Source organism: Pseudomonas zhanjiangensis (genome assembly GCF_041027545.1).
Classification (GTDB): Bacteria; Pseudomonadota; Gammaproteobacteria; order Pseudomonadales; family Pseudomonadaceae; genus Aquipseudomonas; species Aquipseudomonas zhanjiangensis.
Genome location: NZ_JBFTEG010000001.1, coordinates 255,800 through 277,729, shown reverse-complemented (window position 1 = coordinate 277,729; position 21,930 = coordinate 255,800). Strand labels below are relative to the sequence as shown.

Annotated in this window: 22 protein-coding genes; 14 read left to right on the top strand and 8 right to left on the bottom strand. The window is 67.4% G+C overall.

Annotated features, from left to right (window positions below; genetic code table 11):
• Positions 1–166 precede the first annotated feature (166 nt).
• Positions 167–577 carry an SMI1/KNR4 family protein gene (locus AB5S05_RS01275; RefSeq protein WP_369285594.1) on the top strand — a complete coding sequence of 137 codons (411 nt, stop codon included), beginning with the start codon at positions 167–169 and terminating at the stop codon, positions 575–577.
• 22 nt (positions 578–599) lie between these two features.
• Here the strand turns inward: AB5S05_RS01275 and AB5S05_RS01270 are convergent, their stop codons facing one another.
• Positions 600–1,265: a GntR family transcriptional regulator gene (locus tag AB5S05_RS01270; protein ID WP_369285593.1), complete on the bottom strand. Its 666-nt coding sequence runs from the start codon at positions 1,263–1,265 to the stop codon at positions 600–602.
• Positions 1,266–1,469: 204 nt separating this feature from the next.
• The gene (locus AB5S05_RS01265; RefSeq protein ID WP_369285592.1) at positions 1,470–2,252 is read right to left on the bottom strand and encodes an SDR family NAD(P)-dependent oxidoreductase; all 783 of its coding nucleotides are present in this window, start codon (positions 2,250–2,252) and stop codon (positions 1,470–1,472) included.
• Positions 2,253–2,371: 119 nt separating this feature from the next.
• On the opposite strand from AB5S05_RS01265, the gene AB5S05_RS01260 reads away from it, so the two are divergent.
• The 3 genes from AB5S05_RS01260 (at position 2,372) to AB5S05_RS01250 (ending at position 6,020) form a co-directional block, all read left to right on the top strand.
• Positions 2,372–3,763 carry an aspartate aminotransferase family protein gene (locus AB5S05_RS01260; protein WP_369285591.1) on the top strand — a complete coding sequence of 464 codons (1,392 nt, stop codon included), beginning with the start codon at positions 2,372–2,374 and terminating at the stop codon, positions 3,761–3,763.
• Positions 3,764–3,813: 50 nt separating this feature from the next.
• Positions 3,814–5,193, top strand: a complete 1,380-nt coding sequence (locus AB5S05_RS01255) for a glutamine synthetase family protein (RefSeq protein ID WP_369285843.1) — start codon at positions 3,814–3,816, stop codon at positions 5,191–5,193.
• Positions 5,194–5,261: 68 nt separating this feature from the next.
• A complete protein-coding gene (locus tag AB5S05_RS01250) occupies positions 5,262–6,020 on the top strand; it encodes an SDR family NAD(P)-dependent oxidoreductase (RefSeq protein ID WP_369285590.1) in 759 nt (252 codons plus the stop codon).
• 8 nt (positions 6,021–6,028) lie between these two features.
• Here the strand turns inward: AB5S05_RS01250 and AB5S05_RS01245 are convergent, their stop codons facing one another.
• Together AB5S05_RS01245 and AB5S05_RS01240 are read right to left on the bottom strand one after the other, a co-directional pair.
• Positions 6,029–6,622 carry an NADPH-dependent FMN reductase gene (locus AB5S05_RS01245; RefSeq protein ID WP_369285589.1) on the bottom strand — a complete coding sequence of 198 codons (594 nt, stop codon included), beginning with the start codon at positions 6,620–6,622 and terminating at the stop codon, positions 6,029–6,031.
• Positions 6,619–7,482, bottom strand: a complete 864-nt coding sequence (locus AB5S05_RS01240; protein WP_369285588.1) for a sterol desaturase family protein — start codon at positions 7,480–7,482, stop codon at positions 6,619–6,621. The genes AB5S05_RS01245 and AB5S05_RS01240 overlap by 4 nt, the downstream gene beginning before the upstream one ends.
• A gap of 72 nt (positions 7,483–7,554) precedes the next feature.
• Here AB5S05_RS01240 and AB5S05_RS01235 point away from each other — a divergent pair, with 72 nt between their 5' ends.
• From AB5S05_RS01235 to AB5S05_RS01225, 3 genes are all read left to right on the top strand, one after another.
• Positions 7,555–8,520 carry an AraC family transcriptional regulator ligand-binding domain-containing protein gene (locus AB5S05_RS01235; RefSeq protein ID WP_369285587.1) on the top strand — a complete coding sequence of 322 codons (966 nt, stop codon included), beginning with the start codon at positions 7,555–7,557 and terminating at the stop codon, positions 8,518–8,520.
• Between the two features lie 67 nt (positions 8,521–8,587).
• Positions 8,588–9,070: an acyl-CoA thioesterase gene (locus AB5S05_RS01230; RefSeq protein WP_369285586.1), complete on the top strand. Its 483-nt coding sequence runs from the start codon at positions 8,588–8,590 to the stop codon at positions 9,068–9,070.
• Between the two features lie 96 nt (positions 9,071–9,166).
• Positions 9,167–9,559, top strand: a complete 393-nt coding sequence (locus AB5S05_RS01225; RefSeq protein ID WP_369285585.1) for a DUF3301 domain-containing protein — start codon at positions 9,167–9,169, stop codon at positions 9,557–9,559.
• Between the two features lie 13 nt (positions 9,560–9,572).
• Here AB5S05_RS01225 and AB5S05_RS01220 read toward each other — a convergent pair whose 3' ends face one another.
• Complete coding sequence (locus tag AB5S05_RS01220) at positions 9,573–10,454, bottom strand: alpha/beta fold hydrolase (RefSeq protein ID WP_369285584.1); 882 nt, start codon at positions 10,452–10,454, stop codon at positions 9,573–9,575.
• 124 nt (positions 10,455–10,578) lie between these two features.
• Entirely contained in the window at positions 10,579–11,559 is a 981-nt protein-coding gene (locus AB5S05_RS01215; protein ID WP_369285583.1) for a CobW family GTP-binding protein, read from the bottom strand.
• Between the two features lie 109 nt (positions 11,560–11,668).
• Here AB5S05_RS01215 and AB5S05_RS01210 point away from each other — a divergent pair, with 109 nt between their 5' ends.
• Positions 11,669–12,022: an NADH:ubiquinone oxidoreductase gene (locus AB5S05_RS01210; protein ID WP_369285582.1), complete on the top strand. Its 354-nt coding sequence runs from the start codon at positions 11,669–11,671 to the stop codon at positions 12,020–12,022.
• A 4-nt stretch (positions 12,023–12,026) separates the two neighbouring features.
• Here the strand turns inward: AB5S05_RS01210 and zigA are convergent, their stop codons facing one another.
• Entirely contained in the window at positions 12,027–13,235 is a 1,209-nt protein-coding gene (gene zigA, locus AB5S05_RS01205; protein ID WP_369285581.1) for a zinc metallochaperone GTPase ZigA, read from the bottom strand.
• 109 nt (positions 13,236–13,344) lie between these two features.
• Between zigA and folE2 the strand changes: the two genes are divergently transcribed.
• The 4 genes from folE2 (at position 13,345) to AB5S05_RS01185 (ending at position 17,375) form a co-directional block, all read left to right on the top strand.
• Positions 13,345–14,286, top strand: a complete 942-nt coding sequence (gene folE2 / locus AB5S05_RS01200; RefSeq protein ID WP_369285580.1) for a GTP cyclohydrolase FolE2 — start codon at positions 13,345–13,347, stop codon at positions 14,284–14,286.
• 87 nt (positions 14,287–14,373) lie between these two features.
• Positions 14,374–14,607, top strand: coding sequence for a hypothetical protein (locus AB5S05_RS01195; RefSeq protein WP_369285579.1), 234 nt, complete (start codon positions 14,374–14,376; stop codon positions 14,605–14,607).
• Positions 14,608–14,766: 159 nt separating this feature from the next.
• Complete coding sequence (locus AB5S05_RS01190) at positions 14,767–16,659, top strand: DUF294 nucleotidyltransferase-like domain-containing protein (RefSeq protein WP_369285578.1); 1,893 nt, start codon at positions 14,767–14,769, stop codon at positions 16,657–16,659.
• Positions 16,656–17,375: a 3'-5' exonuclease gene (locus AB5S05_RS01185; protein ID WP_369285577.1), complete on the top strand. Its 720-nt coding sequence runs from the start codon at positions 16,656–16,658 to the stop codon at positions 17,373–17,375. The genes AB5S05_RS01190 and AB5S05_RS01185 overlap by 4 nt, the downstream gene beginning before the upstream one ends.
• Before the next feature lie 315 nt (positions 17,376–17,690).
• Here AB5S05_RS01185 and AB5S05_RS01180 read toward each other — a convergent pair whose 3' ends face one another.
• Entirely contained in the window at positions 17,691–19,349 is a 1,659-nt protein-coding gene (locus tag AB5S05_RS01180; RefSeq protein ID WP_369285576.1) for a BCCT family transporter, read from the bottom strand.
• A 267-nt stretch (positions 19,350–19,616) separates the two neighbouring features.
• Here AB5S05_RS01180 and cls point away from each other — a divergent pair, with 267 nt between their 5' ends.
• Together cls and AB5S05_RS01170 are read left to right on the top strand one after the other, a co-directional pair.
• Positions 19,617–21,056: a cardiolipin synthase gene (cls, locus tag AB5S05_RS01175; protein WP_369285575.1), complete on the top strand. Its 1,440-nt coding sequence runs from the start codon at positions 19,617–19,619 to the stop codon at positions 21,054–21,056.
• Positions 21,057–21,129: 73 nt separating this feature from the next.
• Positions 21,130–21,864, top strand: a complete 735-nt coding sequence (locus AB5S05_RS01170) for a substrate-binding periplasmic protein (RefSeq protein WP_369285574.1) — start codon at positions 21,130–21,132, stop codon at positions 21,862–21,864.
• Positions 21,865–21,930 lie beyond the last annotated feature (66 nt).

Here is a 21,930-nt window from a genome sequence, read left to right as displayed (position 1 = left end):
GGCAATCAAGCGAAAGGGTCGTGTTTGAAGTTTAGTTCGCGCCCGGGCACCGGGCCGAAACACTGGATGGAAGGCTGCCGCCAGACCCGCTAAGCAACCGGCTGCTTTTTCTTCCGGGCGCCAGCTACTGTATAAAGCCTCTCCCGACTCACGAGGACCCGTTGCCGTGGAAGAAGTCATCGAACAACTGCGCGAACTGAACGAACCGGTACCGGTGCCGCTGGAACTGCCGGACGAGGAGACCCTGGTGGAGATCCAGGAACAGATCCTCATTCACCTGCCGTTCGCCCTGCGCGAATTTCTGCTGCAGGTCAGCGACGTGGTCTACGGCCGCCTGGAGCCGGTCACCGCCGCCGACCCGCAATCGCATACCTACCTGCCGGAAGTCGCCGCACTGGCCTGGTCGCTGGGCATGCCCCGCGAGCTGGTGCCGCTATGCGAAGACCATGGCAACTACTACTGCGTCGAGGAAGACGGCACCGTGCTGCTGTGGGAGGCCGACACCGGCGAGATCAACGAGGACGAAAGCTGGGAATCGGTGTGGCACTGGGCGCGCGACGTCTGGCTGGAGAGCTGAGCCCGTCCGGAGCGGACCGGGCTCATCCCTGAAGACTGGTCTCGGCCTGCTCCAGCGCCAGCAGGTTGAGCAGGAACTGGCCGAAGAAACTCAAGTCCTGCTCCATCGCCGCCCGCGCCGCCTTGCCGTCGCCTTTCTGCAGGGCCCGGAACACGTCCTCGTGGAAGTCGTTGAGACGCAACGACAGGTCGGCTTCGGTGAACAGGCGGTTGAAGAAGGGCCCGACCTGCAGCCACAGCGACTCGATCAGGCGCAGCAGCACCGGATTGCCGCAGGCCTGGTACAGGTGCAGGTGGAACCGGCTGTTGTCGGCCAGGTAGGCCTGCACGTCGCGCCGCTCCAGCGCGCCCTCCATGCGTGTGATGCAGTCGTGCAGCGCCGCCAGGTCGGCCGCGCCGATCCGCGCGGCGGCGAGTTCCACCGCCAGCCCCTCGAGGCTGAGACGCACCGGCAACAGCTGCTCATAGCGCTCACGGGTCATCGCCGGCACTCGCACCGAACGCTGCTGCTCTCCCTCCAGCGCGCCCTCGGCGACCAGCCGCTGCAAGGCGGCGCGCACCGGCATCGGGCTGGTGCCCCACTCGGCGGCCAGGTCGCGGATCTTCAGCCGCTCGCCGGGTTGGAAACGCCCGGCCAACAGGGCCGCGCGAATATTCTGGTACAGCTGTTCCTGCAGGTTGTCGGCCATGAATCAGCGCCCCTGTGGCGGTGCAGGCAGTTGGGCCAGGGTCAGTAGACAGTTGCGCATGCTGTTCTCCAAAGTATTCAACGAAAGCTGAGCGCTTCTGCTAGCGGCAGGCTAGGCGCAGGGGTGCTTGAAAAGCGGAGTTGACTGCAGTCAATGAGCATTTTCGAGCACCCCTGCAACAACGCCTGACCGACGCAGAAACGCTCAGGGCGCCTTGTTTTCGATCAGGCAGTTGCCGCCGTCGACCACCAGCACCTCGCCAGTAATGTAGCTGGCTTCGGGCGAGGCGAGAAAGGCCACGGCGCCGGCGATCTCCTCCGGGCGGCCGGCCCGGCCCATCGGCGTGTACCCGGCGGCGTGGCGCTCCTCGTCGGTGCTCGATCCGGTGGCGATCCAGCCCGGCGCCACGCTGTTGACCGTGATGCCCTGCTTCGCCACCTCCAGCGCCAGGCCCATGCTCAGCCCGAGCATGCCGGCCTTGGCCGCGCTGTAGGCCGCCTCGCCGGGGTTGCTGCCGCGGGTGCCGGTGGTCGAGCTGATGTTGACGATGCGCCCATAGCCGCGCGCCTGCATGCCCGGCAGCAGGGCGCGGGTGAGCAGGAAGGCGCTGGTCAGGTTGCGCGCAAGGGACAGGTTCCAGGTCGCCAGGTCCATCGCCATTACCTCGGCGAACGGCTCCGGGCTGCCCTGCATGGCCATGCCGGCGTTGTTGACCAGGATGTCGACCCGGCCGAACTGGGCCTGCGCCCAGCTGGCCAGCTCGGCGACCTGCGCTTCGTCGGTGAGGTCGGCGGCCAGCGCGCGAGCGTCTATACCTTCGGCCTGCAACTCGCGCGCACGCTGCTCGATCCGTGCACTGCTGGCGCTGAGTAGGACACGCACCCCTTCACGGCCCAGGCGCCTGGCGATGGCCAGACCGATGCCGCTGTCGCTGCCGGCACCACTGACCAGCGCCACCTGGTCCTGCCAGATCGAATGCGTCTTCATCGCCACTCCTGTGATCACAAATTTGTGGCAATACTAGCAAATATTGCCTCAATGGCGACCCATTGACTTATTTGTGATCACAAATAAGAATGTGCAGAAATTCGAACGAGGTGTTCAACATGACTGCCAGTGGTATCAGCCCATCCGCCGTGGAGACTTTCGCCGCCCGTGAGCGCGAACGCTTCCTGCAACGCAACCCGAAGTCCGTGGCCCTGGCCGAGCGGGCACGCCACTCGCTGTTCGGCGGTGTGCCGATGCACTGGATGGCCGACTGGTCGACCCCGGTGCCGCTGTTCGTCGAACGGGCCAAGGGCGCGCGCTTCCATGACGTCGACGGCCACGCCTACATCGACTTCTGCCTGGGCGATACCGGCAGCATGTTCGGCCACTCGCCCGACCCGATCGCCCGGACCATCGCCGAGCAGGGCAACAACGGCCTGACCACCATGCTCCCGGGCGAAGATGCGGTGGTCTGCGGCGAGTTGCTGGCCGCGCGCTTCGGCCTGCCATTCTGGCAGGTCACCGCCACCGCCACCGACTCCAACCGCTATGTGCTGCGCTGGGCGCGCGCCATCACCCGGCGCAAGACCCTGCTGGTATTCGACGGCTGCTACCACGGCACGGTCGACGACGTGATGGTGCGCTACCGCGACGGTGAAACCGCGCACCGTTCCGGCCTGATCGGCCAGGCCTACGACCTGACCCAGCACAGCCGCTCGATTCCGTTCAACGACGTCGCCGCCCTGGAGGCCGCGCTGGCCCAGGGCGACGTCTGCGCCCTGCTGTGCGAGCCGGCGATGACCAACATCGGCATGGTCCTGCCCGAGCCGGGCTTCATGCAGCAGTGCCGCGAGCTGACCCGCAAATACGGCAGCCTGCTGATCATCGACGAGACCCACACCATCTCCACCGATATGGGTGGCTGTACAAAATTGTGGAACCTTGACCCGGACTTCTTCGTGGTCGGCAAGCCGATCGCCGGCGGCGTGCCCTGCGGCATCTTCGGCTGCAGCGCAGCCATGGCCGACGCCATGCAGCGCGTCCGCCAGCAGGCCAGCGCGGACAGTCACGGCCATGGCCACAGCGGCATGGGCACCACCCTGTCGGCCAACGCCCTGGCCATGCACTGCATGCGCACTAACCTGGAACAGGTGATGACCCAGGCCGCCTACGACCACATGCTGCCGCTGGCCAAGCGCCTGGCCGACGGCTTCCGCCGCCTGATCGGCAAGCACGACCTGAAGTGGTCGGTGACCGAGCTGGGCGCGCGCAGCGAGTTCCAGTTCTGCCCGGTGTCGCCGAAGACCGGCGCCGAGGCCGAAGCGGCCTTCCACGACGAGCTGCAGATGGCCCTGCACCTGTACCTGATCAACCGCGGCATCCTGATCACCCCGTTCCACAACATGACCCTGTGCTGCCCGGACACCACCGCCGCCGATGTCGACCAGCTGATCGCCACCCTCGACGAGGCCCTCAGCGAACTGCTGGCCATCCCCGGCGCCCGCGAATAATCCAACCTCCGCTCCGGCGCACAACGCGTCCATCAGGTGATGAAATGACCATGCAATTCGCCGATCCCCAGGAAGCCCGCGACTTCCTCGCCCAGCACCCCGAGGTGCGCAGCATCGAGCTGATGCTGATCGACGCCAACGGCATCCCGCGCGGCAAGCTGCTGCACCGCGACGAGCTGCTGGCCCTCTACGAGAACGGTCGGCCGCTGCCCAGCTCGATCCTGGCGCTGACCATCCAGGGCGAAGACGTCGAAGCAAGCGGCCTGGTCTGGGAAGTGGCCGATGCCGACTGCTGGACCTACCCGCTGCCCGGCAGCCTGACTCTGCAACCCTGGCGCGCCCAGGCCACCGGCCAGCTGCAGGTGAGCATGCACCCGAGCCAGGGTATGCCCGCCGCCCCGGCCGACCCGCGGCATGTGCTGGTGCGCGCCATCGATCGGCTCAAGGCCGACGGCTACCACCCGGTGATGGCGGTGGAGCTGGAGTTCTACCTGCTCGACCAACAGCGCGACGCAGGCGGCCGGCCGCAGCCGGCGCTGCAGATGAACGGCGTGCGCCCGCAGGCACCGCAGGTGTATGGCGTCCATGAACTGGAGCAATTGCAGCCGTTCCTCGACGATCTCTATGCCGCCTGCGAGGCCCAGGGCCTGCCGGTGCGCACGGCGATCTCCGAGTACGCCCCGGGCCAGCTGGAGCTGACCCTGGAGCACCGCTTCGACGCCTTGCAGGCCATCGACGAAGGCGTGCGCTACAAGCGCCTGGTCAAGGGCGTGGCGAACAGGCACGGACTGCAGGCCTGCTTCATGGCCAAGCCGTTCGGCGACCAGGCCGGCAGCGGCCTGCACCTGCACGTCAGCCTGGCCGACGAGCACGGCAACAACCTGATGGCCAGCGAGCTTTCCGACCTTGAAGGCAGGCCGGGCACGCTGTTGCGCCACGCCATCGGCGGGATGATGGCCACCCTGGACGACGCCCTGGCGGTCTTCTGCCCCAACGCCAACTCCTATCGGCGCTTCCAGGCCAACAGCTATGCGCCGCTGGCCAAGAACTGGGGGGTGAACAACCGCACCGTGTCCTTCCGCGTCCCGGGCGGCCCGGCCCACAGCCGGCATATCGAGCACCGCATCTGCGGCGCCGACGCCAACCCCTACCTGGCGGCGGCGGCGATCCTGGCCGGCATCCACCACGGCATCAAGAACCAGATCGATCCCGGCCAGGCCATCGTCGGCAACGGCTACGAGCTGGCGCGCGAGACCCTGCCGACCGACTGGCTGAGTGCCCTGCGCGCCCTGGAAGGCTCGAGCTGGGCCAGACAGGCGCTGGGCGAGGAATTTCTCAAGGTGTTCCTGGCGATCAAGTGGGCCGAGCTGCGCCAGTTCATGGGCGAGGTCGGCGAGCAGGACTGGCGCTGGTACCTGAGCCACGCCTGAGACGATCACACCCGACAATCCAGCCTTACCTACACTGGACGGACCAGCCACTCGAAAGGAGCCACGCCATGAGCACGCCCGTCATTCTGATCACCGGAGCCGCCGGCGGCCTCGGCCGCGCCATCGCCAAGCGCTTTTCCCAGAGCCACTGGCGGGTGGCGGCCACCGATGTCGACAAGGCCGGCCTGCATGAGCTCAACACGCGGGTACCGCTGGACTTCAGCAGCACCGCCGACCTGCGCAACGCGCGCAACTGCCAGGACCTGATCGCCGCGGCCATGGTCGCCACCGGGCGCCTCGATGCGCTGGTCAACGCCGCCGGGGTCTGGCGCGAGGGGCCGGTGGAGACCTTCGAGGAGGACGAGTTTGACCTGGTCATGGGGGTCAATCTGAAGGCGGCCTTCTACATGAGCCAGGCCGCCATCCCTCACCTCAAGGAAAGCCGCGGCGGCATCGTCAATATCGCCAGCGATGCCGGTCGCCAGGCCTACCGCGGCTCGGCGGCCTACTGCGCGAGCAAGGCGGCGCTGGTGATGCTGAGCAAGACCCTGGCCCTGGAGCTGGCCCAGCATGGCGTGCGGGTCAATGCGGTGTCGCCCGGCGACATCGCCACGCCGATGCTCGACTACCAGGCCGAGCGCTACGGCAACGGCAACCCCACCGGCTACAAGCGCGAGCTGCTGAGCCTCTATCCCCAGGGTCGCGAGGCGCGCTTCCTGCGTCCCGAGGAGGTCGCCGAGCTGGTCTGGTACCTGTGCCAGCCGCAGGCCGAGGCCATCACCGGCGCCGACCTGGCGATCGACTTCGGACTCTCGGCCGGCAAGTAGCCCGCCGTTCACATGCCGGTGGCGAAGCTCGGCGCGATGGCCGTGCGCAGGGGACGCATGGCCCGCGCATATTGCACCAGCACGTCGAGGGTCCAGTCGGCGCGGGCGCGGATGCGCGCATCGTCCTCGTCGACTGCCGCCTCGCCGTTGAACACCGCCTCAACCTGACGCACGATCAGCTGCTCGGGCAGGTAGCACAGCCGGCAGTTCTTGTAGCTGGAGGCGCGCAGCTCGCTCAGCGGGTAGGCGCCGCCCTGACCGGCCGAGACGCCGACCAGCAGCCCCGGCTTGTGCCCCAGCTCGCGGCGCCCGGCGTAGACGAACAAGTTCTTCAGCGCCGGGCTGGCCATGCCGTGCCACTCGGGGCTGACCAGCACCACGCCGTCCGCCTCGCGCAGCAGCGCCGCGCAATCGGCCCAGGCACCGCCGTGGTCCTCGGCCGGCCACAGCGGCAGGGGCGTGGCGCCCAGGTCGATCAGGCTGGCGTCGGCCGCCGCGCAGTGGCCCAACTCCAGCAGGCGCCGGCGCAGGTAGCCGGCGACCTTGGCCGACTGGCTGTTCGCCTGGCTGGAGCCGGCCAGCAGCACCAGTTTCAGGCTCATTGCCCGGCCTCCTCGCCCAGGGCACCGGGCGTGGCAGACTTGGCCGGCTGGCGGCTACGCACCAGCGGCCAGAACAGCTCGTGCTGCCAGCTGACCGGGCGCAGATTTTCCACGCCGAAGGCCGGCGGCCGGCGCCGGGTGATCCTGGCGGTGCCGAACAGCACGTCCCAGAAGAACAGCAGGTTGCCGAAGTTGCCCTTGTAGTGGGTCACCCCGTCGGCGGCGTTCTGGCCGTGGTGGGCCGAGTGGGTCGCCGGGGTCGAGATGGTCCGCTCCAGCAGCCACATCAGCGGGCGCAGGGCGCGGATGCGGTAGAGCCTGTCGTCCCAGGGCAGGCTGCTGTGGGCGCCGAAGATCACCGTCATCTTGACGATCAGGTAGACGTAGTAGACCTCGGCCAGGCCCAGGTAGACCAGCGCCGCCGACAGCCAGATGCCCGGCATCAGCAGGTAGAAGAAGCTGTTGTTGCGGTAGGCGATGCGGATGCTCATGTACGGCGCCGAGTGGTGCGCACGGTGCAGGGCATACAGCCAGGGCACCCGGTGGGCGAGGCGGTGCCACCAGTACTGGGTCATGTCGTCGCACAGCAGCAGCAGGCCGAGCGCGGCGTACCAGGGCAGGTCCACCAGGACATCGCGGGCCTGCGGCGCCCAGTGCTCGAGCAGGGTGCTGCAGAGCCAGAAGATCAGCGGGAAGGTCAGACCGAGCAGCAGGCTCGAGCCGATCACCTCGATGGCGACATCGCGCCACTGGCCCCTGGCCTGGCGGAAACAGCCGCAGGCCAGCTCCAGCAGGATGAAACCGAGAAAGATGGCGCCGACCACGAACGAGGGATTGTTGGCGATTGTTGTTGGATTCATGGCAACCTCGACTGGGCCCGGCAGACGCACCGGGCGACAGCCCCATAAGAAGCCACAACGGCCCGAGACCCTATGCGCGAACTGGACAAAAACACCCGAGAAGCGGCCAATCTGCCGGCCCGTCGTTTCCACCGCGGCCCCCTCGGTCGGGTCCTCGAACGCTTCCTGCAGAGCCGCGCCAGCGCCTCGTCGGACTTCAGCCTGGTCGAGCTGGAGCAGCTGTGGCTGGCGGCCGCCGCGCACGACCCGGCCATCGGCCTGCACCTGTTCGCCCAGTTCAGCCCCCAGGACTGGCACGTGCTGGCCCACCTCTGCCTGTTCTGCGCCGACGTCGCCGAGTCCAGCCGCTGCTGGGCGCGCTACGCCAGCCTGGCCGCCGACAGCGACCAGCTGCGGCTGGTCGAGGAAGCCGAGGGCGCGGGCGTGGAGCTGCAGATCGACGCGCCGCCGCAGCTGGCCCGCTTCCTGGCCGAGCACTACATGGTGATGGCGCTGACCCAGATGCGCCGCGGCACCGGCCAGGCGCTGCTGCCGGTGCGTGCGCGCTTTCGCCATGCGCGGCCGACCTACCACGCGCAGTACCGGCCCTGGTTCGGCGAACGCATCGAGTTCAATGCGCCGCACAATCGCCTGCTGTTCGATCGCGCCACCCTGGCCCTGCCGATGCTCAATCGCCACGCCGGCATGGTCGAGCTGCTGTGCCAGGAACTGGACCGCCGCCTGGCCCAGCGCCGCCAGCTCGGCGGCTGGGCCGCGAAGGTCGCCGCGAGCGCGCGCCAGGCCCTGGAGCAGGGCATGACCCCGAGCCTGGAGAGCGTCGCCGAAGCCCTGCACCAGAGCCCGCGCACCCTGCGCCGACGCCTGGAGGAACAGGACCTGAGCTTTCGCCAGGTGCTCGACCTGCTGCGCGCCGAGCTGGAGCAGCACTACCAGCTGGAGGGTTTCGGCCGCGCGCAGATCGGCGAGCTGCTCGGCTACAACGACACCGCCGCCTACCTGCACGCGCGCAAGCGCTGGCGTGACCCAGCGGCCAGCTGAATCGTTCAGAATAGACGGGGCGCCCGGACAGGGCGCCGCTACCACCTCAATTGCGAAGAGTGCCCCCATGGAAGCCGGAAACGCCCAACTGTCGATGACCGTGTTGATGACCCCGGATATGGCCAACTTCTCCGGCAACGTCCACGGCGGCACCCTGCTCAAGTACCTCGACGAGGTCGCCTATGCCTGCGCCAGCCGCTACGCCGGCTGCTACGTGGTGACCCTGTCGGTGGACCAGGTGACCTTCCGCGAGCCGATCCACGTCGGCGAGCTGGTGACCTTCCTCGCCTCGGTCAACTACACCGGCCGCAGCTCCATGGAGATCGGCATCAAGGTGGTCACGGAAAATATCCGCCAGCGCTCGGTGCGCCATACCAACAGCTGCTTCTTCACCATGGTCGCGGTGGACGACCAGGGCAAGCCGATCGCCGTGCCGCCGCGCCAGCCGCAGAGCGCCGAGGAGCGCCGGCGCTTTACCCAGGGCCAGCAGCGCCGGGCGATTCGCCAGGAACTGGAGCAGCGCTACCGCGACCTCAAGCACGACGGCTGAGGCCAGAGACGAGACAGTCCGCAGCCGGGCTGGCAGAATGCGCCCAGGGCTCGCCGCCAGGTGCGGCGGGCCGTCCTAGGCCATCTGGAACCCGCGATGCTGACCCTTGGCAATATCTTCGTCCTGATGCTGCTGGCCACCGCCGGCGCCTGGCTGTGGCACGCCCACGGCCTGCGCGAGCGCGCCCTGGAGCTGGTCAAGCAGCACTGCGCCAAGGCCGATGTCGAACTGCTCGACGGCAATGTCGCCCTGCGCAAGATCGCCTTGCTGGCCGATGCCCGCGGGCGCAAGCGTCTGGCCCGGGTCTACGGCTTCGAGTTCACCGTCACCGGCGAGCAGCGCCATGCGGGCTCCATCGTCATGTTCGGCAACCAGCTCGGGCGTATCGAATTGGCGCCGCATCCGTTCAAGGCGCCGCCGGTCGTCGACCACCCCCAGGTGATCGAACTGCAGCGCTGGCGCCGCGAGCATCGTCCGCCGCGCGACTGAGCGCGGCGTCGCTTCAAGCGAACTGCGGCAGGAGGAAGGCGCGTACCCGCTCGGCGCTGTCCTCGGGCTGCTCCTGCATGAAACAGTGCCCGCCGGCGACCACCTGCGTATGCACGTGGGGGTTGCCGGCGCTCCAGCGCGCCACCGACTTGGCCACGAAGGGGTAGCTGCGCTGGCCGTAGATCACCTGGGTCGGGGTGACCACCTTGGCCAGCGACGGCCACAGGCGCTTGGGGAAGGAGGCGAAGATGTCCGCCTCACGGCTGGGCCGGCACTTGAGCTCGACGCCGGTGTCGGTGTCGCGCAGGGCGTGGTTGAGATAGGCCTCGAACGCCGCCTCGCTCCAACCGCGGAACATGCCCCGGCCGTGCAGGGCGGCATGGGCGGCGAGGCGGTCGGGCCATTGCCGACGGCGCTTGCGCGCCTTGCTCGCCAGGGTATTGCGCCGGGCCAGGCCGACCACGTCGGACAGCGCCATCACCCCGATCATCGCCGGGGTGAACAGCACCGGGTCGAGCAGCACCGCGCGCTGGAACAGCCCCGGCTGCTGGGCCAGCATCAGGCTGGTCAGCACCCCGCCGAAACTGTGGCCGACCGCATGCAGCGGCACCGCGCCGAACCGGCCACGGCCCTGGGCGAAGGCCTCCAGGGCCAGCTCGGCGCTGCGGTTCCAGCCATGGAAGCGGCCGCCGTGGTCGCTGTCGCCATGGCCCTGGACGTCGCACAACCAGAGGTCGAAGTCCTCGGCCAGGCCCTCCAGCATCGGCTCGTAGACCCGCCCGCAGTAGCCATTGCCGTGCAGGAAATGCAGCAGCGGCTTGCCGCTGGGGTGCGAGTGCCAGCCGCGCAGGGTGAAGCCGGCGGAACAGGCATAGGACCAGGATTCGAGGTGCATGCACGAACTCGCTGTCGATCGGGTCGCCCAGTGTACTGCCGCGCCGACCGCTCGTCAGCGCCGCGCCGGGCTCAGCGCGGGTGAAGATCGCGGGCGCAGCAGGCCGGTGTTGGTTCAGCGCCGCTCAGTCCAGGCGGCAGGCCGCCATGCCCTGACGTAGCGCCTCGGCGTCCTGCGCCTCGGCGAAGATCAGCTCCAGGCGCGAGTCACGGCGCCAGGCGCTGGCCTGCCAGGACAGGGCCGAGCCAGCGCTGGACTGGCCACCCAGGGCGTTGGCCGACAGCCAGCCGGTCTCGGTGTGCAGCACCAGCTTGGCCCGCCGCCAGGACAACCCGCCCAGCCACTGCTGCACCCGCTGGGCGTCGAAACGCTGGCTCGGGTGCCAGCGCCAGCCGATGCTCCAGCCCTCGGCCTGCTCCTGCACCTGGCAGATCGGCTCGCCCGGCGAGCGCCACAGCGACGCCAGGGGGGCGCTGCCGATCGGCAGGTGCGCCAGGTCCGGCGCGGCGCCGGCCTGGACCCGGTAGCCGGGCAGCAGTGCCAACGGCAAGGCGCCCTGGCGGGTCCAGTGCAGCGGCCGTTGCGGCAGCCGCGCCTGGACCGCGGCCTTGCCGGCGTCATCCAGCTGCTCGGCCTTGTTCAGCAGCAACAGCCCGGCGCTGGCCAGGGCCGCCTGCTGGCTCTCGGGCAGTGCCTGGCCTACGGCCAGGGCGGCGGCATCCAGCACCAGCACCGCCGGCTGCACGGCCAGCACCCCGGCCCAGGGCGGCTCGCCCAGTTGCGTCAGCAGCTGCAGCGGGTGGCCCAGGCCGGAGGGCTCGATCAGCAGGCGATCAGGCCTGGCCTTGCGCAGCAGCCGACCCAGGCCGACCTGGAAGGGCACGCCGTTGACGCAGCACAGGCAACCACCGGCCACCTCGCCCAGGGCGACGCCATCGTCGTCGGTGCTGAGCAGGGCCGCGTCCAGGCCGATCTGGCCGAACTCGTTGAGCAGCACCGCCCAGCGCTCGCCGGCCGGGCGCTGGGCCAGCAGGTCGCGGATCAGGCTGGTCTTGCCGGCGCCCAGGGGACCGGCGATCAGGTGGGTGGGGATATGGGTCAACATCGCCCTATGGTGCGGCTTTGCGCGAGCCAGGTGAAGCCTCGAACGGCAGCGCAGACTGATTAAAGGCGCCGTGCTAGAGTCGCCGGCACCGTCACTTGGAGGTCACTCGATGCGTCGTTTCGCGCTGCTGGCGCTCTGCGCCCTGTCTTCCCTGGCCTGGGGCGAGGCTTGTGTGGTCCACAGCCAGGCCGAGCGCCTGGACGTCAAGGTCTGCCAGCAGAACCGCAGCATCCCGCCCAACCTGTTCCGCAGCGGCTTCTGCCAGCCGCAGCTCAAGGGCCAGAAGGTCGAGGTGACCTTCGTCGAGCAGTGCCCAATCGGTGCCTTCGGCGTCTGCCGCAATGCCCGGGTCGCCGGCACGCCCTACCAGCAGGACATCCACTACTACGGCGTGGCCAGCGACAGCGCCTTCCTCAAGCCCTTCTGCGAACGGCAGAGCAAGGGCGTGTGGATGGCTTACTAGCGCCTCAGGTCGCGACCTCCTCGAGCCAGGGCCCGAACGGATCGGGCAAGGCCGCCCAGGCCTCGGGGCCCTGGGCCATCTCGGTATCGTCGAGCAGACAGGCATCCAGCTCGGCGGTCAGCCGCTCGAAGTCGATGTGCTGACCGATAAACACCAGTTCCTGGCGACAGTCGCCGACCTCGGCCTGCCATTGGCGCATGATCACCTGCCGGCTTTCCTCGTCCTGTGGCCACTCGGCCTTGGCCACGAAACGCCACCAGCGTCCGGCAAGGCCATGACGCATCAGGCCGCCGGCCTGGGACCAGCTGCCGGCCTCGCGGTACTTGCTGGCCAGCCAGAAGTAGCCCTTCGAGCGCAGCAGCCGACCATTGCTCCATTCTCGGTTGATGAAATTGAAGAACCGTTCGGGATGGAACGGCCGCCGCGCCCGGTAAGCGGTGGAGGCGATGCCGTACTCCTCGGTTTCCGGCAGGTGCTCGCCGCGCAGCTCCCTGAGCCAACCCGGTGCCTGGGCGGCGCGGTCGAAGTCGAAGCGGCCGGTATCGAGGATCTTGCTCAGCGGCACGGCGCCCATGGCCATGGGCAGAATCTCGGCGTGGCTGTTGAGGCCACGGAGGATGGCGATTAGTTCCTCGCGCTCGGCCTGGCCGATCAGGTCGATCTTACTGATCAACAGCACATCGGCGAATTCCACCTGCTCGATCAGCAGGTCGGTGATCGAACGTTCATCCTCTTCGCCGAGGGTTTCGCCGCGGCTGGCCAGGCTCTCGGCCTCATGGAAATCGCGCAGGAAGTTGACCCCGTCGACCACGGTCACCATGCAGTCCAGGCGCGCCAGGTCGCTCAGGCTCTGGCCCTGCTCGTCGCGGAAGGTGAAGGTTTCGGCCACCGGCAGCGGCTCGGAGATGCCGGTGGACTCGATCAGCAAATAGTCGAAACGGCCGTCACGGGCCAGGCGGCCGACCTCTTCGAGCAGATCCTCGCGCAGGGTGCAGCAGATGCAGCCGTTACTCATCTCGACGAGCTTTTCTTCGGCGCGGTTGAGGCTGACGTCGCGCTGCACCTCGCTGCCATCGATGTTGATCTCGCTCATATCGTTGATGATCACCGCCACCTTGCGGCCTTCGCGGTTCCTCAGGATGTGGTTGAGCAGGGTGCTCTTGCCGGCGCCGAGAAAGCCGGACAGCACGGTGACGGGAAGGGGGTTGGCCATGTAGGCGGGTCTCCATTGGTTGAGCCGGATCGCGCCGACGACACAGTCGCCCGACGCATAAGTTATTTGTTATAACATAACAATAACACGCTTTTGACCAGGACCTTCGATGAACAGCACCAACCTGCCGGACATTGCCGCCCAAACTACCCAGCAACAGCAGCCCCTGGACTGGGTCGGCATGCAGGGCATTGCCCTGCCGCTGCAACTCGCCGGCCAACGCCTCAAGGCGCTGGCCGACGCCGGGGTCAGTCTCGACCGCGGCGACGTGCGCGGCATCCACATGTCGCGACTGTACCTGACGCTGCAGCAGGTGCAGGACGCAGCGCTCGAACCAGACCTGCTGAAGCAGCTGCTGGCTCGCTTCCTCGACAGCCACCATGGGTTGTCGCGCCAGGCCTATGTCGCCCTGCGCGGCGAGGCACTGCTGAGCCGACCGGCGCTGATCAGCCCGCTGGCAGGCTGGAAGTCCTACCCCTTCGAGGTGCGGGCACGCCAGGATCCATGGGGGTTTCACGTGGAACTGCAGGTACGGCTGGAGTATTCCTCGACCTGTCCCTGCTCCGCCGCGCTGGCCCGCCAGCTGATCCAGCAGCGCTTCACCCAGGACTTCGCCGACCAGCCCCTGAACCATGCCCGACTGCTGGACTGGCTCGGTTCTACCCAAGGCATAGTCGCCACGCCCCATAGCCAGCGTAGCGAGGCCACCTTGCAGGTGCGCCTGGCCGAGCGGGCCGAGGATCTGCCGCTACTGGCAGTCATCGACGCTGCCGAACAGGCCCTGGGCACCGCCGTGCAGACGGCGGTCAAGCGCGCCGACGAGCAGGCCTTTGCCCTGGCCAACGGACAGAACCCGATGTTCTGCGAGGATGCGGCGCGCCGGCTGCACGACGCCCTGCTCAGGCTGCTCGGGCTGAGCGCCTTCAGCCTGGAGGTGGTGCACCGCGAGAGCCTGCATGCGCACGATGCCGTGGCCCGGAGTCAGTGGAACTGGCATCCAGCGGCGTCGCCGGGCAGCGCCGCCAGCGACATGTGCCAGAGTCGTTCATGAATCCGGACAACCCGGGTAGCATGGCGCTGCTGCAGTCGGCGCTCCTGGCGCCGGCCAGCGCCACTCGCCCAACCCCAAGGAGCATTCATGAGCAGCACCCTGATCGCCTTGCTGATCGTACTGCTGGCCACCGCCGCCCTGGGTGTCTGGCTCTGGCGCAACCAGCGCCGGCTCAACCGGCTGGACCAACGGGTTCGCCGGCAGACGGCGTTGATCGAGGAGATCGACAGCGTGCTGGAGAACCCGCAACTCAGCGACGAAGAGCAGCGCATCAAGAGCGAGGTCCTGCTGGCCAAGCTGAAGGCGAGCAACAAGCGCTAGATTCGCGAGCTGCGCCGGCCTGGGCGGGGCGCCGGCCGCCCGCAACCGACACCCGGCTGCCTGGCAACGACCCAGGCGTTCGCGTCGCCGTCGCGGCCACTGCAGGCACTGCCCGGGTATGGTTCAATGCCAGGCATACGCTCCCGCCAGGAGACCAAAATGCAGGTCGAGTTGATCGAAATACGCGACCACCTGAGTCGCTTCGCCCCCTTCGACGGACTACCGGACGACACCCTCGACGAAATCGCCCAGCGCGTCGAGGTCGGTTATTTCAAGGCCGGCAGCGACATCCTCCACTATGGCGAGCCGATCCAGGACCTGCACTACATTCGCAGCGGCGCGGTGGAAATCTACCGGCGCAACGGCGAGCTGTATAACCGCCTGACCGAGGGCGACGTGTTCGGCCAGTTCGGCCTGCTGCGCGGCAAGAAGGTGCGGCTGCCGGCGCGGGCGATCGAGGACAGCCTGATCTACTTCATCCCCGGCCAGCTGTTCGAGCAGCTGTGCGAGGCCCATGAAGCCTTCGCCGACTTCGTCGAGGCCGAAGGCCAGTCGCGGCTGAAGTCGGTGGAGGAGTCCCAGGGCAACGCCAGCGAGCTGATGAAGATCAAGGTGCGCAAGCTGATCACCCGGCGCACCGTCAGTGTGCCGCTGGGCACCTCGGTGCAGGATGCGGCGCGGGTGATGACCGAGCACAGCGTCTCGTCCCTGGTGATCCTCGGTGCGCCCTCTGCCGGCGGAACCTCCCCGGGCCAGCTCATGGCCGGCATCACCACCGACCGCGATCTGCGCACCCGAGTGCTGGCCGAGGGCCTGGCCCTGGACACCCCGGTCGACCAGGTGATGTCGCCCAACCCGATCACCATCCAGGCCGACGACTCGGTGTTCGAGGCCATGCTGTGCATGCTCCGGCACAACATTCACCACCTGCCGGTGGTGCACCGCCAGCGCCCGATCGGGGTGATCAACCTGTCGGACATCATCAAGTACGAGTCGCAGAGCAGCCTGTATCTGGTCAACAGCATCTTCAACAAGCAGTCGGTGGCCGAGTTGCAAGCCCTGTTGCCGGACCTGCGCGCCACCTTCATGCGCATGGTCAACGAGCAGGCCACCGCGCACATGATCGGCAGCGCCATGTCGGGCATCGGCCGCAGCCTGACCCAGCGCCTGCTGGAGCTGGCCGAGGCCGAACTGGGCCCGCCGCCGGTGCCCTACTGCTTCATGGCCCTGGGCTCGATGGCCCGCGACGAGCAGCTGATCGTCACCGACCAGGACAACGCCCTGGTCCTGGACAACCGCTTCGATCCGCGGGTGCATGACGACTACTTCCTCAAGCTGGCCACCTTCGTCAGCGACGGCCTGGCGGCCTGCGGTTTCAGCTACTGCAAGGGCGGGATCATGGCCAGCAATCCCAAGTGGCGCCAGCCACTGCGGGTGTGGAAGAGCTATTTCACCCAGTGGATCGAGCAGCCCAATCCGGAAACCCTGCTCAACGCCTGCATCTTCTTCGACCTGGACAGCGTCTACGGCGAGGCCGAACTGGTCGAGAGCCTCAAGGACCTGGTGGCGCAGAAGGCCAGCCAGAACCCACAGTTTCTCGCCAGCCTGGCGCGCAATGCACTGAACCGCACGCCACCGCTGGGCTTCTTCCGCACCTTCGTGATGGAGAAAGATGGTCAGCAGAACAACATCATCAACCTGAAAGGCCGTGGCACCGCGCCGCTGACCGACCTGATCCGCGTGCATGCCCTGGCCGCCGGCTCCAAGGCGCAGAATTCCCTGGAGCGCCTCGACGCCATCGCCGCCACCAAGCTGCTCACCGAGGAAGCCATCACCCAGCTGCGCCATGCCCTGGAGTTCCTGTCCATCGTGCGCATTCGCCATCAGGCCATGGACCTGCTGGAGGGGCGCGAACCGGATAACTACATCGAGCCGGAAAAGGTCTCCGCCAGCGAACGGCATAACCTCAAGTCGGCCTTCCAGGTGTTGAGCAATGCGCAGAAATTTCTGCGCTTCCGCTACCCGGGACTGCTGCAAAACCGTCCCCTATGAGCCGCAACAGTAACTCGGCAGCCCCCGACTGGCCGGCGATCTTCGCCCGGCTGGCGCAGACGGCCCGTGATCCGCGTCTGGCACGCTTCTACCAGGCCGGCACGGTCAGCGCCGACACCCCCCTGGAACAGGTGCCATTGTTGGCCCTGGATGTGGAAACCACCGGGCTGGACAGCCGCAACGACTCGATCGTCAGCCTCGGCCTGGTGCCCTTCGACCTGCGCCGCATTCGCTGCCGCGAAGCCAGTTACTGGGTGGTCAAACCCTTGTGCGAACTGAGCAGCCAGTCGGTCACCTTCCATCACATCACCCACTCGGCCATTCAAACAGCACCGCGCCTGGACGCCGTGCTCGGCGAGCTGCTGACGGCCATGGCCGGCCGGGTCATGGTGGTGCACTACCGCAACATCGAGCGTGGTTTTCTCGATCAGGCCGTACGCCATCTGCTCGGCGAGGGGCTGCAGTTCCCGGTGATCGACACCATGCAACTGGAAGCTCGGCTGCACCCGCGCAAGCGCCGCCCCGGCTGGCTGCGCCAACTGCTCGGCAAGCCTTCGGTATCGATCCGCCTGGCCGACAGCCGCCTGCGCTACGGCCTGCCGCTGTACCAGGCCCACCACGCCCTGACCGATGCCCTGGCCACCGCGGAACTGCTGCAGGCACAGGCCGCCACGCACTATCCGGCCACCACGGCGGTGGGCGATCTGTGGAACTGAGGGCAGACCCGCTGTTCGGCTGCAAGGTCTAGGGCCGCGCAGGCTGGATGGCGCTTTACCCAGGCAGCCACGACGCGGTGGATGAAAAGGGCTTCATACACCCTGCACAATTCTCGAAGCCCGAATCCGATCCGCGAGCATGTCCTCTGTGGATCTATCCGCCCTCCCCCTTCCGCTCGCCGGCCGGCACGGCGGAGGACGACCGCTGAAAAAGAAAAAGGCGCGACCCTGAGGATCGCGCCTTGTTCAAGTCAGCGGGCAACCAGCGGGTGAATCAGGCGGCCAGCGCCCGCCCACCCGGCTGCCTGATGGCCGCTAGCGCGGCTCGCTCATCAGGCCCTTGACGATGGAGATACAGCCGACCAGCAGCACTATGGTGAAGGGGAAGCCGGCAGACACGGCCATGGCCTGCAAGGCGACCAGGCCACCGCCGAGCAGCAGGGCGATGGCCACGACACCTTCCAGGATCGCCCAGAAGGCGCGCTGCGGCACAGGCGCGTTGACCTTGCCACCGGCGGTGATGGTATCGATCACCAGGGAGCCGGAGTCGGACGAGGTGACGAAGAACACCACCACCAGCACGATACCGACAAAGGAACTGATTTCGGTCAGCGGCAGTTCACCGAGCATGGCGAACAACTTCAGCTCCAGCGCCGCATCCTGCACCCCGGTGAAGCCATCGTTGACGAACTGGCCGAGGGCGGTGCCACCGAACGCGGTCATCCACAACACCGACACCAGCGACGGCACCAGCAACACGGCGATGAGGAACTCGCGCACGGTGCGGCCGCGGCTGACCCGGGCGATGAACATGCCGACGAACGGCGACCAGCTGATCCACCAGGCCCAGTAGAAGGCGGTCCAGCCCTGGCTGAAGTTGGCATCTTCGCGGCCGATCGGGTTGGACAGCGCCGGCAGGTTGACCAGGTAGCTGCCCAGGTTGCTGAAGAAGCCGGTGACGATCGCCAGGGTCGGGCCCGCGATAATGATGAACAGCAGCAGCAACAGCGCCAGCACCATGTTGATCTCGGACAGGCGCTTGACCCCCTTGTCCAGGCCGGCCATCACCGACATCAGGGCAATCGCGGTAATGCCGGTGATCAGCAGCACCTTGCTGGTGTCGTTGGCGGTGATACCGAACAGGTATTCGATACCGGCAGCCGCCTGCTCGGCGCCGAAGCCCAGCGAGGTGGCCAGGCCGAACAGGGTGGCGAGCACGGCGAGGATATCGATCAGATGGCCCGGCCAACCCCAAACCCGCTCACCGAGCAGCGGATAGAAGATCGAGCGGATGCTCAGCGGCAGGCCCTTGTTGAAGGAAAACAACGCCAGGGCCAGGGCGACGATGGCGTAGATCGCCCAGGGGTGCAGACCCCAATGGAAGATGGTGGCGGCCATGCTCAGGCTGGCGGCAGCCTTGGCATCACCGGCGGCAGCGCCCAGGGGTGCCCAGTCGGTGCGAATACCGTCCTCACCTACACTGGTTCCACCCATGGACGAGCCGAAGTGCGACATGGGCTCGGCCACCCCGTAGAACATCAGGCCGATGCCCATACCGGCGGCGAACAGCATGGCGAACCAGCCGCTGTAGGAGTAATCCGGCGTCGCCTCCTGGCCGCCCAGGCGCACCTTGCCCAGGGGCGACAGGATCAGGCCCAGGCACAGCAGCACGAAGACGTTCGCCGCACCGATGAAGAACCAGGCCAGGTTGCTGGTCAACCAGTTGCGCGCCGCGGTGAACAGCGGCTCGACCTCGCTCTGCAGCGCCAGGGTCAGGACCACGAACAGCACGGAGAACAGCGCCGAGATGACGAAGACCTTACCGTGGATGTCCAGGTTGAAGAGAAACCGGCCGGTGATGTTGTCCTGGCCGATCACGTAGTCGGTATCGATAAGGTTGGCTGCTCCGCTCGGAGCCGGGATGCTATCCACGACCGGTGGCGGCGGCGTCCCCTGTGAAGGATCTTTTCCCATTCTGCAGTTCTCCTTGATTCGTTTGACGCGCTTAGAGTGCGTTAAAAGGACGAGTCCGCCCTACTGGATGGAAACCGGAGAGAACTCCCGGTTCACGGATTATAGTACCAGTGGGTATAAGGGCTTATCGGCGCGGTAACCGTCGCCGACTGGTCAAGAACCGCCATCGTCCGCTACGAGGGCTTGCCAAGCAGGCCCGCCCTGGTGCAAGACTGCGCCCATGCCCCTGGCCAGCGAGAGAGGCGCTGGCCCGAATAGGAACCGCCCATGGACTTCGGCATTCCCCACCTGTTCGCCTACCTGATCGGCGCCATCCACACGCTCGGCGTGCTGGCTGCCGTGCATGCGGTACTCACCGTGCGCACCGCCCAGGGCGCGATCGCCTGGGCCCTGTCGCTGTTCTTCATGCCCTACCTGACCCTGCTGCCCTACCTGGTATTCGGCCGCAGTCGCTTCGATGCCTATATCAAGGCCAGGCGCCAGGCCGACCATGAAATGCACCAGGCCATGGCGGCCCTCAACTGGCGGCCCTGGGTCGAGGAGGCGCAGGCGGCGCGCAACTCGCCGGCCTACCGGCAGTTACCCGCTCTGGCGCGGCTGGTACGCATGCCCTGCCTGGCCAACAACCAGGTGTGCCTGCTGATCGACGGCGAGGCGGCCTTCGCGGCGATATTCGCCGCCCTGGCCGAGGCGCAACAGGCGATCCTGCTGCAATTCTTCATCGTGCGCGACGACGCCCTCGGTCGACGCCTGCAGGAGCTGCTGCTCGAGCGCGCTGCCGCCGGGGTCGAGGTGTACCTGCTGTATGACGGCATCGGCAGTCACGCGCTGCCGCGCCCCTATGCCGAACGCCTGCGCAGTGGTGGCGTCAAGGTACACGCCTTCAACCCCCAGGGCGGCCTGTTCAACCGCTTCCAGCTGAACTTTCGCAACCACCGCAAGCTGGTCGTGGTCGACGGCGAGCGTGGTTTCGTCGGCGGCCTGAATGTCGGCGACGAGTACCTCGGCCACAAGCCGCCGCTGGCCCCCTGGCGCGACACCCACGTCGAGGTCCGCGGCCCGGTGGTCGCCTGCCTGCAGGAATCCTTCGCCGAGGACTGGTTCTGGGCCAGCCGGCAACTGCCGCCGCTGCTGCTGCCCGAGCGTTATGGCGGCGAGGGCATGCTCTGCCAGGTGATCGACAGCGGGCCGGCCGACCCCCGGGAGACCTGCTCGCTACTGTTCGTCGAATGCATCAACAGCGCCCGCGAGCGGGTCTGGATCACCAGCCCCTACTTCATCCCCGACGAGGCGCTGTTCAGCGCCCTGCGCCTGGCGGTGCTGCGTGGCGTCGATGTACGCATCCTGCTGCCGGCACGCCCCGATCACCGGGTGGTCTATGCCGCCTCCAGCCTCTATGCCTTCGAGGCGCTGCGCGCCGGGGTGCGGATCTTCCGTTACCAGCCAGGTTTCCTGCATCAGAAGGTGATGCTGATCGACCGGGGCGTCGCCGCCATCGGCAGTGCCAACCTGGACAATCGCTCGTTCCGGTTGAATTTCGAGGTCACCCTGCTCACCTTCGACAGCGGCTTCGCCGGCGAGGTCGAGCAGATGCTGCTGGACGATTTCAACCAGTCGCTCGAGCTGCTTCCGGCCGACCGCGACAACCTGCGCCGCCTGCAGCAATTGGCCATGCGCGTGGCCCGGCTGATCTCGCCGATCCTCTGACACCCCGACCAGGCAGGGCCACGGCGAGCGGCTATGGTTAACCCTGGGTGCCTGGTCTTGCGAGGGGCTGGCGATGAAAGCACTAGTGGCGCTGGTTCTCTGTGGCGGCCTGCTCGGTGGCGCTGCCGTGCAGGCGCAGACCTATCGGGTCGGTGTCGAACTGCAGGGCTACCCGCCGTTCTACAGCATCCAGGGCGAGCAGTATCAGGGCTACGCCCGCGACCTGCTGGACGCCTTCGCGACCAGTCAGGGTCATCGCTTCGTCTATGTCGCGCTACCGCTCAAGCGGCTGCTCAATGACTTCCTCGCCGGCAAGCTGGACTTCAAGTACCCGGACCGGCCGCAATGGAGCACCGAGCAGAAGCGCGGCCACCTGCTCTACTACAGCGCCGCCACCGTGGCCTACACGGATGCGGTGCTGGTGCCACCCGCCCGGCTCGGCCAGGGCAAGGCGCGGATCAGGGTACTCGGCACCCTGCGCGGCTTCACCCCCGGTCCCTATCTGGAAGACATCCAGAGCCGGCGCATGGGCCTGATCGAAACCAACAGCATCGACTCGTTGCTGAAGATGGCCTTGGCCGGGCGCGTCGATGCCGCCTTCGTCAATCCGCTGGTGGCGCGCCACGCCCTGGTCGCGGCGGGCCTGCCGGCCGACAGCCTGGTGCCCGACCCGAGCCTGGCCGCCGTCGAGGACTACTACTACCTGTCGAGCCAGAAGCATCCGCAGGTTATCGCCGCATTCGACGCCTTCCTGCGCAGCCATCCCGAGCAGCTGCAGCGGCTCAGGCACAGGTACGCCATCGAATAGCCGAACGCGCAGTGCTGGACTGCAGGCCCGACGAACAAAACCCCCAGCGGCCAGGCCGCATGGGGG

What these genes read in the sequence shown, in the direction of transcription:
- folE2 (WP_369285580.1), top strand. Translation starts at nt 13,345, where the DNA reads ATGAACAGCACCAACCTGCCGGACATTGCCGCCCAAACTACCCAGCAA.
- AB5S05_RS01230 (WP_369285586.1), top strand. Translation starts at nt 8,588, where the DNA reads ATGGAAGCCGGAAACGCCCAACTGTCGATGACCGTGTTGATGACCCCG.
- AB5S05_RS01195 (WP_369285579.1), top strand. Translation starts at nt 14,374, where the DNA reads ATGAGCAGCACCCTGATCGCCTTGCTGATCGTACTGCTGGCCACCGCC.
- AB5S05_RS01250 (WP_369285590.1), top strand. Translation starts at nt 5,262, where the DNA reads ATGAGCACGCCCGTCATTCTGATCACCGGAGCCGCCGGCGGCCTCGGC.
- AB5S05_RS01170 (WP_369285574.1), top strand. Translation starts at nt 21,130, where the DNA reads ATGAAAGCACTAGTGGCGCTGGTTCTCTGTGGCGGCCTGCTCGGTGGC.
- AB5S05_RS01215 (WP_369285583.1), bottom strand. Translation starts at nt 11,559, where the DNA reads ATGTTGACCCATATCCCCACCCACCTGATCGCCGGTCCCCTGGGCGCC.
- AB5S05_RS01235 (WP_369285587.1), top strand. Translation starts at nt 7,555, where the DNA reads ATGCGCGAACTGGACAAAAACACCCGAGAAGCGGCCAATCTGCCGGCC.
- AB5S05_RS01185 (WP_369285577.1), top strand. Translation starts at nt 16,656, where the DNA reads ATGAGCCGCAACAGTAACTCGGCAGCCCCCGACTGGCCGGCGATCTTC.
- AB5S05_RS01180 (WP_369285576.1), bottom strand. Translation starts at nt 19,349, where the DNA reads ATGGGAAAAGATCCTTCACAGGGGACGCCGCCGCCACCGGTCGTGGAT.
- cls (WP_369285575.1), top strand. Translation starts at nt 19,617, where the DNA reads ATGGACTTCGGCATTCCCCACCTGTTCGCCTACCTGATCGGCGCCATC.
- AB5S05_RS01265 (WP_369285592.1), bottom strand. Translation starts at nt 2,252, where the DNA reads ATGAAGACGCATTCGATCTGGCAGGACCAGGTGGCGCTGGTCAGTGGT.
- AB5S05_RS01240 (WP_369285588.1), bottom strand. Translation starts at nt 7,482, where the DNA reads ATGAATCCAACAACAATCGCCAACAATCCCTCGTTCGTGGTCGGCGCC.
- AB5S05_RS01270 (WP_369285593.1), bottom strand. Translation starts at nt 1,265, where the DNA reads ATGGCCGACAACCTGCAGGAACAGCTGTACCAGAATATTCGCGCGGCC.
- AB5S05_RS01210 (WP_369285582.1), top strand. Translation starts at nt 11,669, where the DNA reads ATGCGTCGTTTCGCGCTGCTGGCGCTCTGCGCCCTGTCTTCCCTGGCC.
- AB5S05_RS01260 (WP_369285591.1), top strand. Translation starts at nt 2,372, where the DNA reads ATGACTGCCAGTGGTATCAGCCCATCCGCCGTGGAGACTTTCGCCGCC.
- AB5S05_RS01255 (WP_369285843.1), top strand. Translation starts at nt 3,814, where the DNA reads ATGCAATTCGCCGATCCCCAGGAAGCCCGCGACTTCCTCGCCCAGCAC.
- AB5S05_RS01245 (WP_369285589.1), bottom strand. Translation starts at nt 6,622, where the DNA reads ATGAGCCTGAAACTGGTGCTGCTGGCCGGCTCCAGCCAGGCGAACAGC.
- AB5S05_RS01190 (WP_369285578.1), top strand. Translation starts at nt 14,767, where the DNA reads ATGCAGGTCGAGTTGATCGAAATACGCGACCACCTGAGTCGCTTCGCC.
- zigA (WP_369285581.1), bottom strand. Translation starts at nt 13,235, where the DNA reads ATGGCCAACCCCCTTCCCGTCACCGTGCTGTCCGGCTTTCTCGGCGCC.
- AB5S05_RS01220 (WP_369285584.1), bottom strand. Translation starts at nt 10,454, where the DNA reads ATGCACCTCGAATCCTGGTCCTATGCCTGTTCCGCCGGCTTCACCCTG.
- AB5S05_RS01225 (WP_369285585.1), top strand. Translation starts at nt 9,167, where the DNA reads ATGCTGACCCTTGGCAATATCTTCGTCCTGATGCTGCTGGCCACCGCC.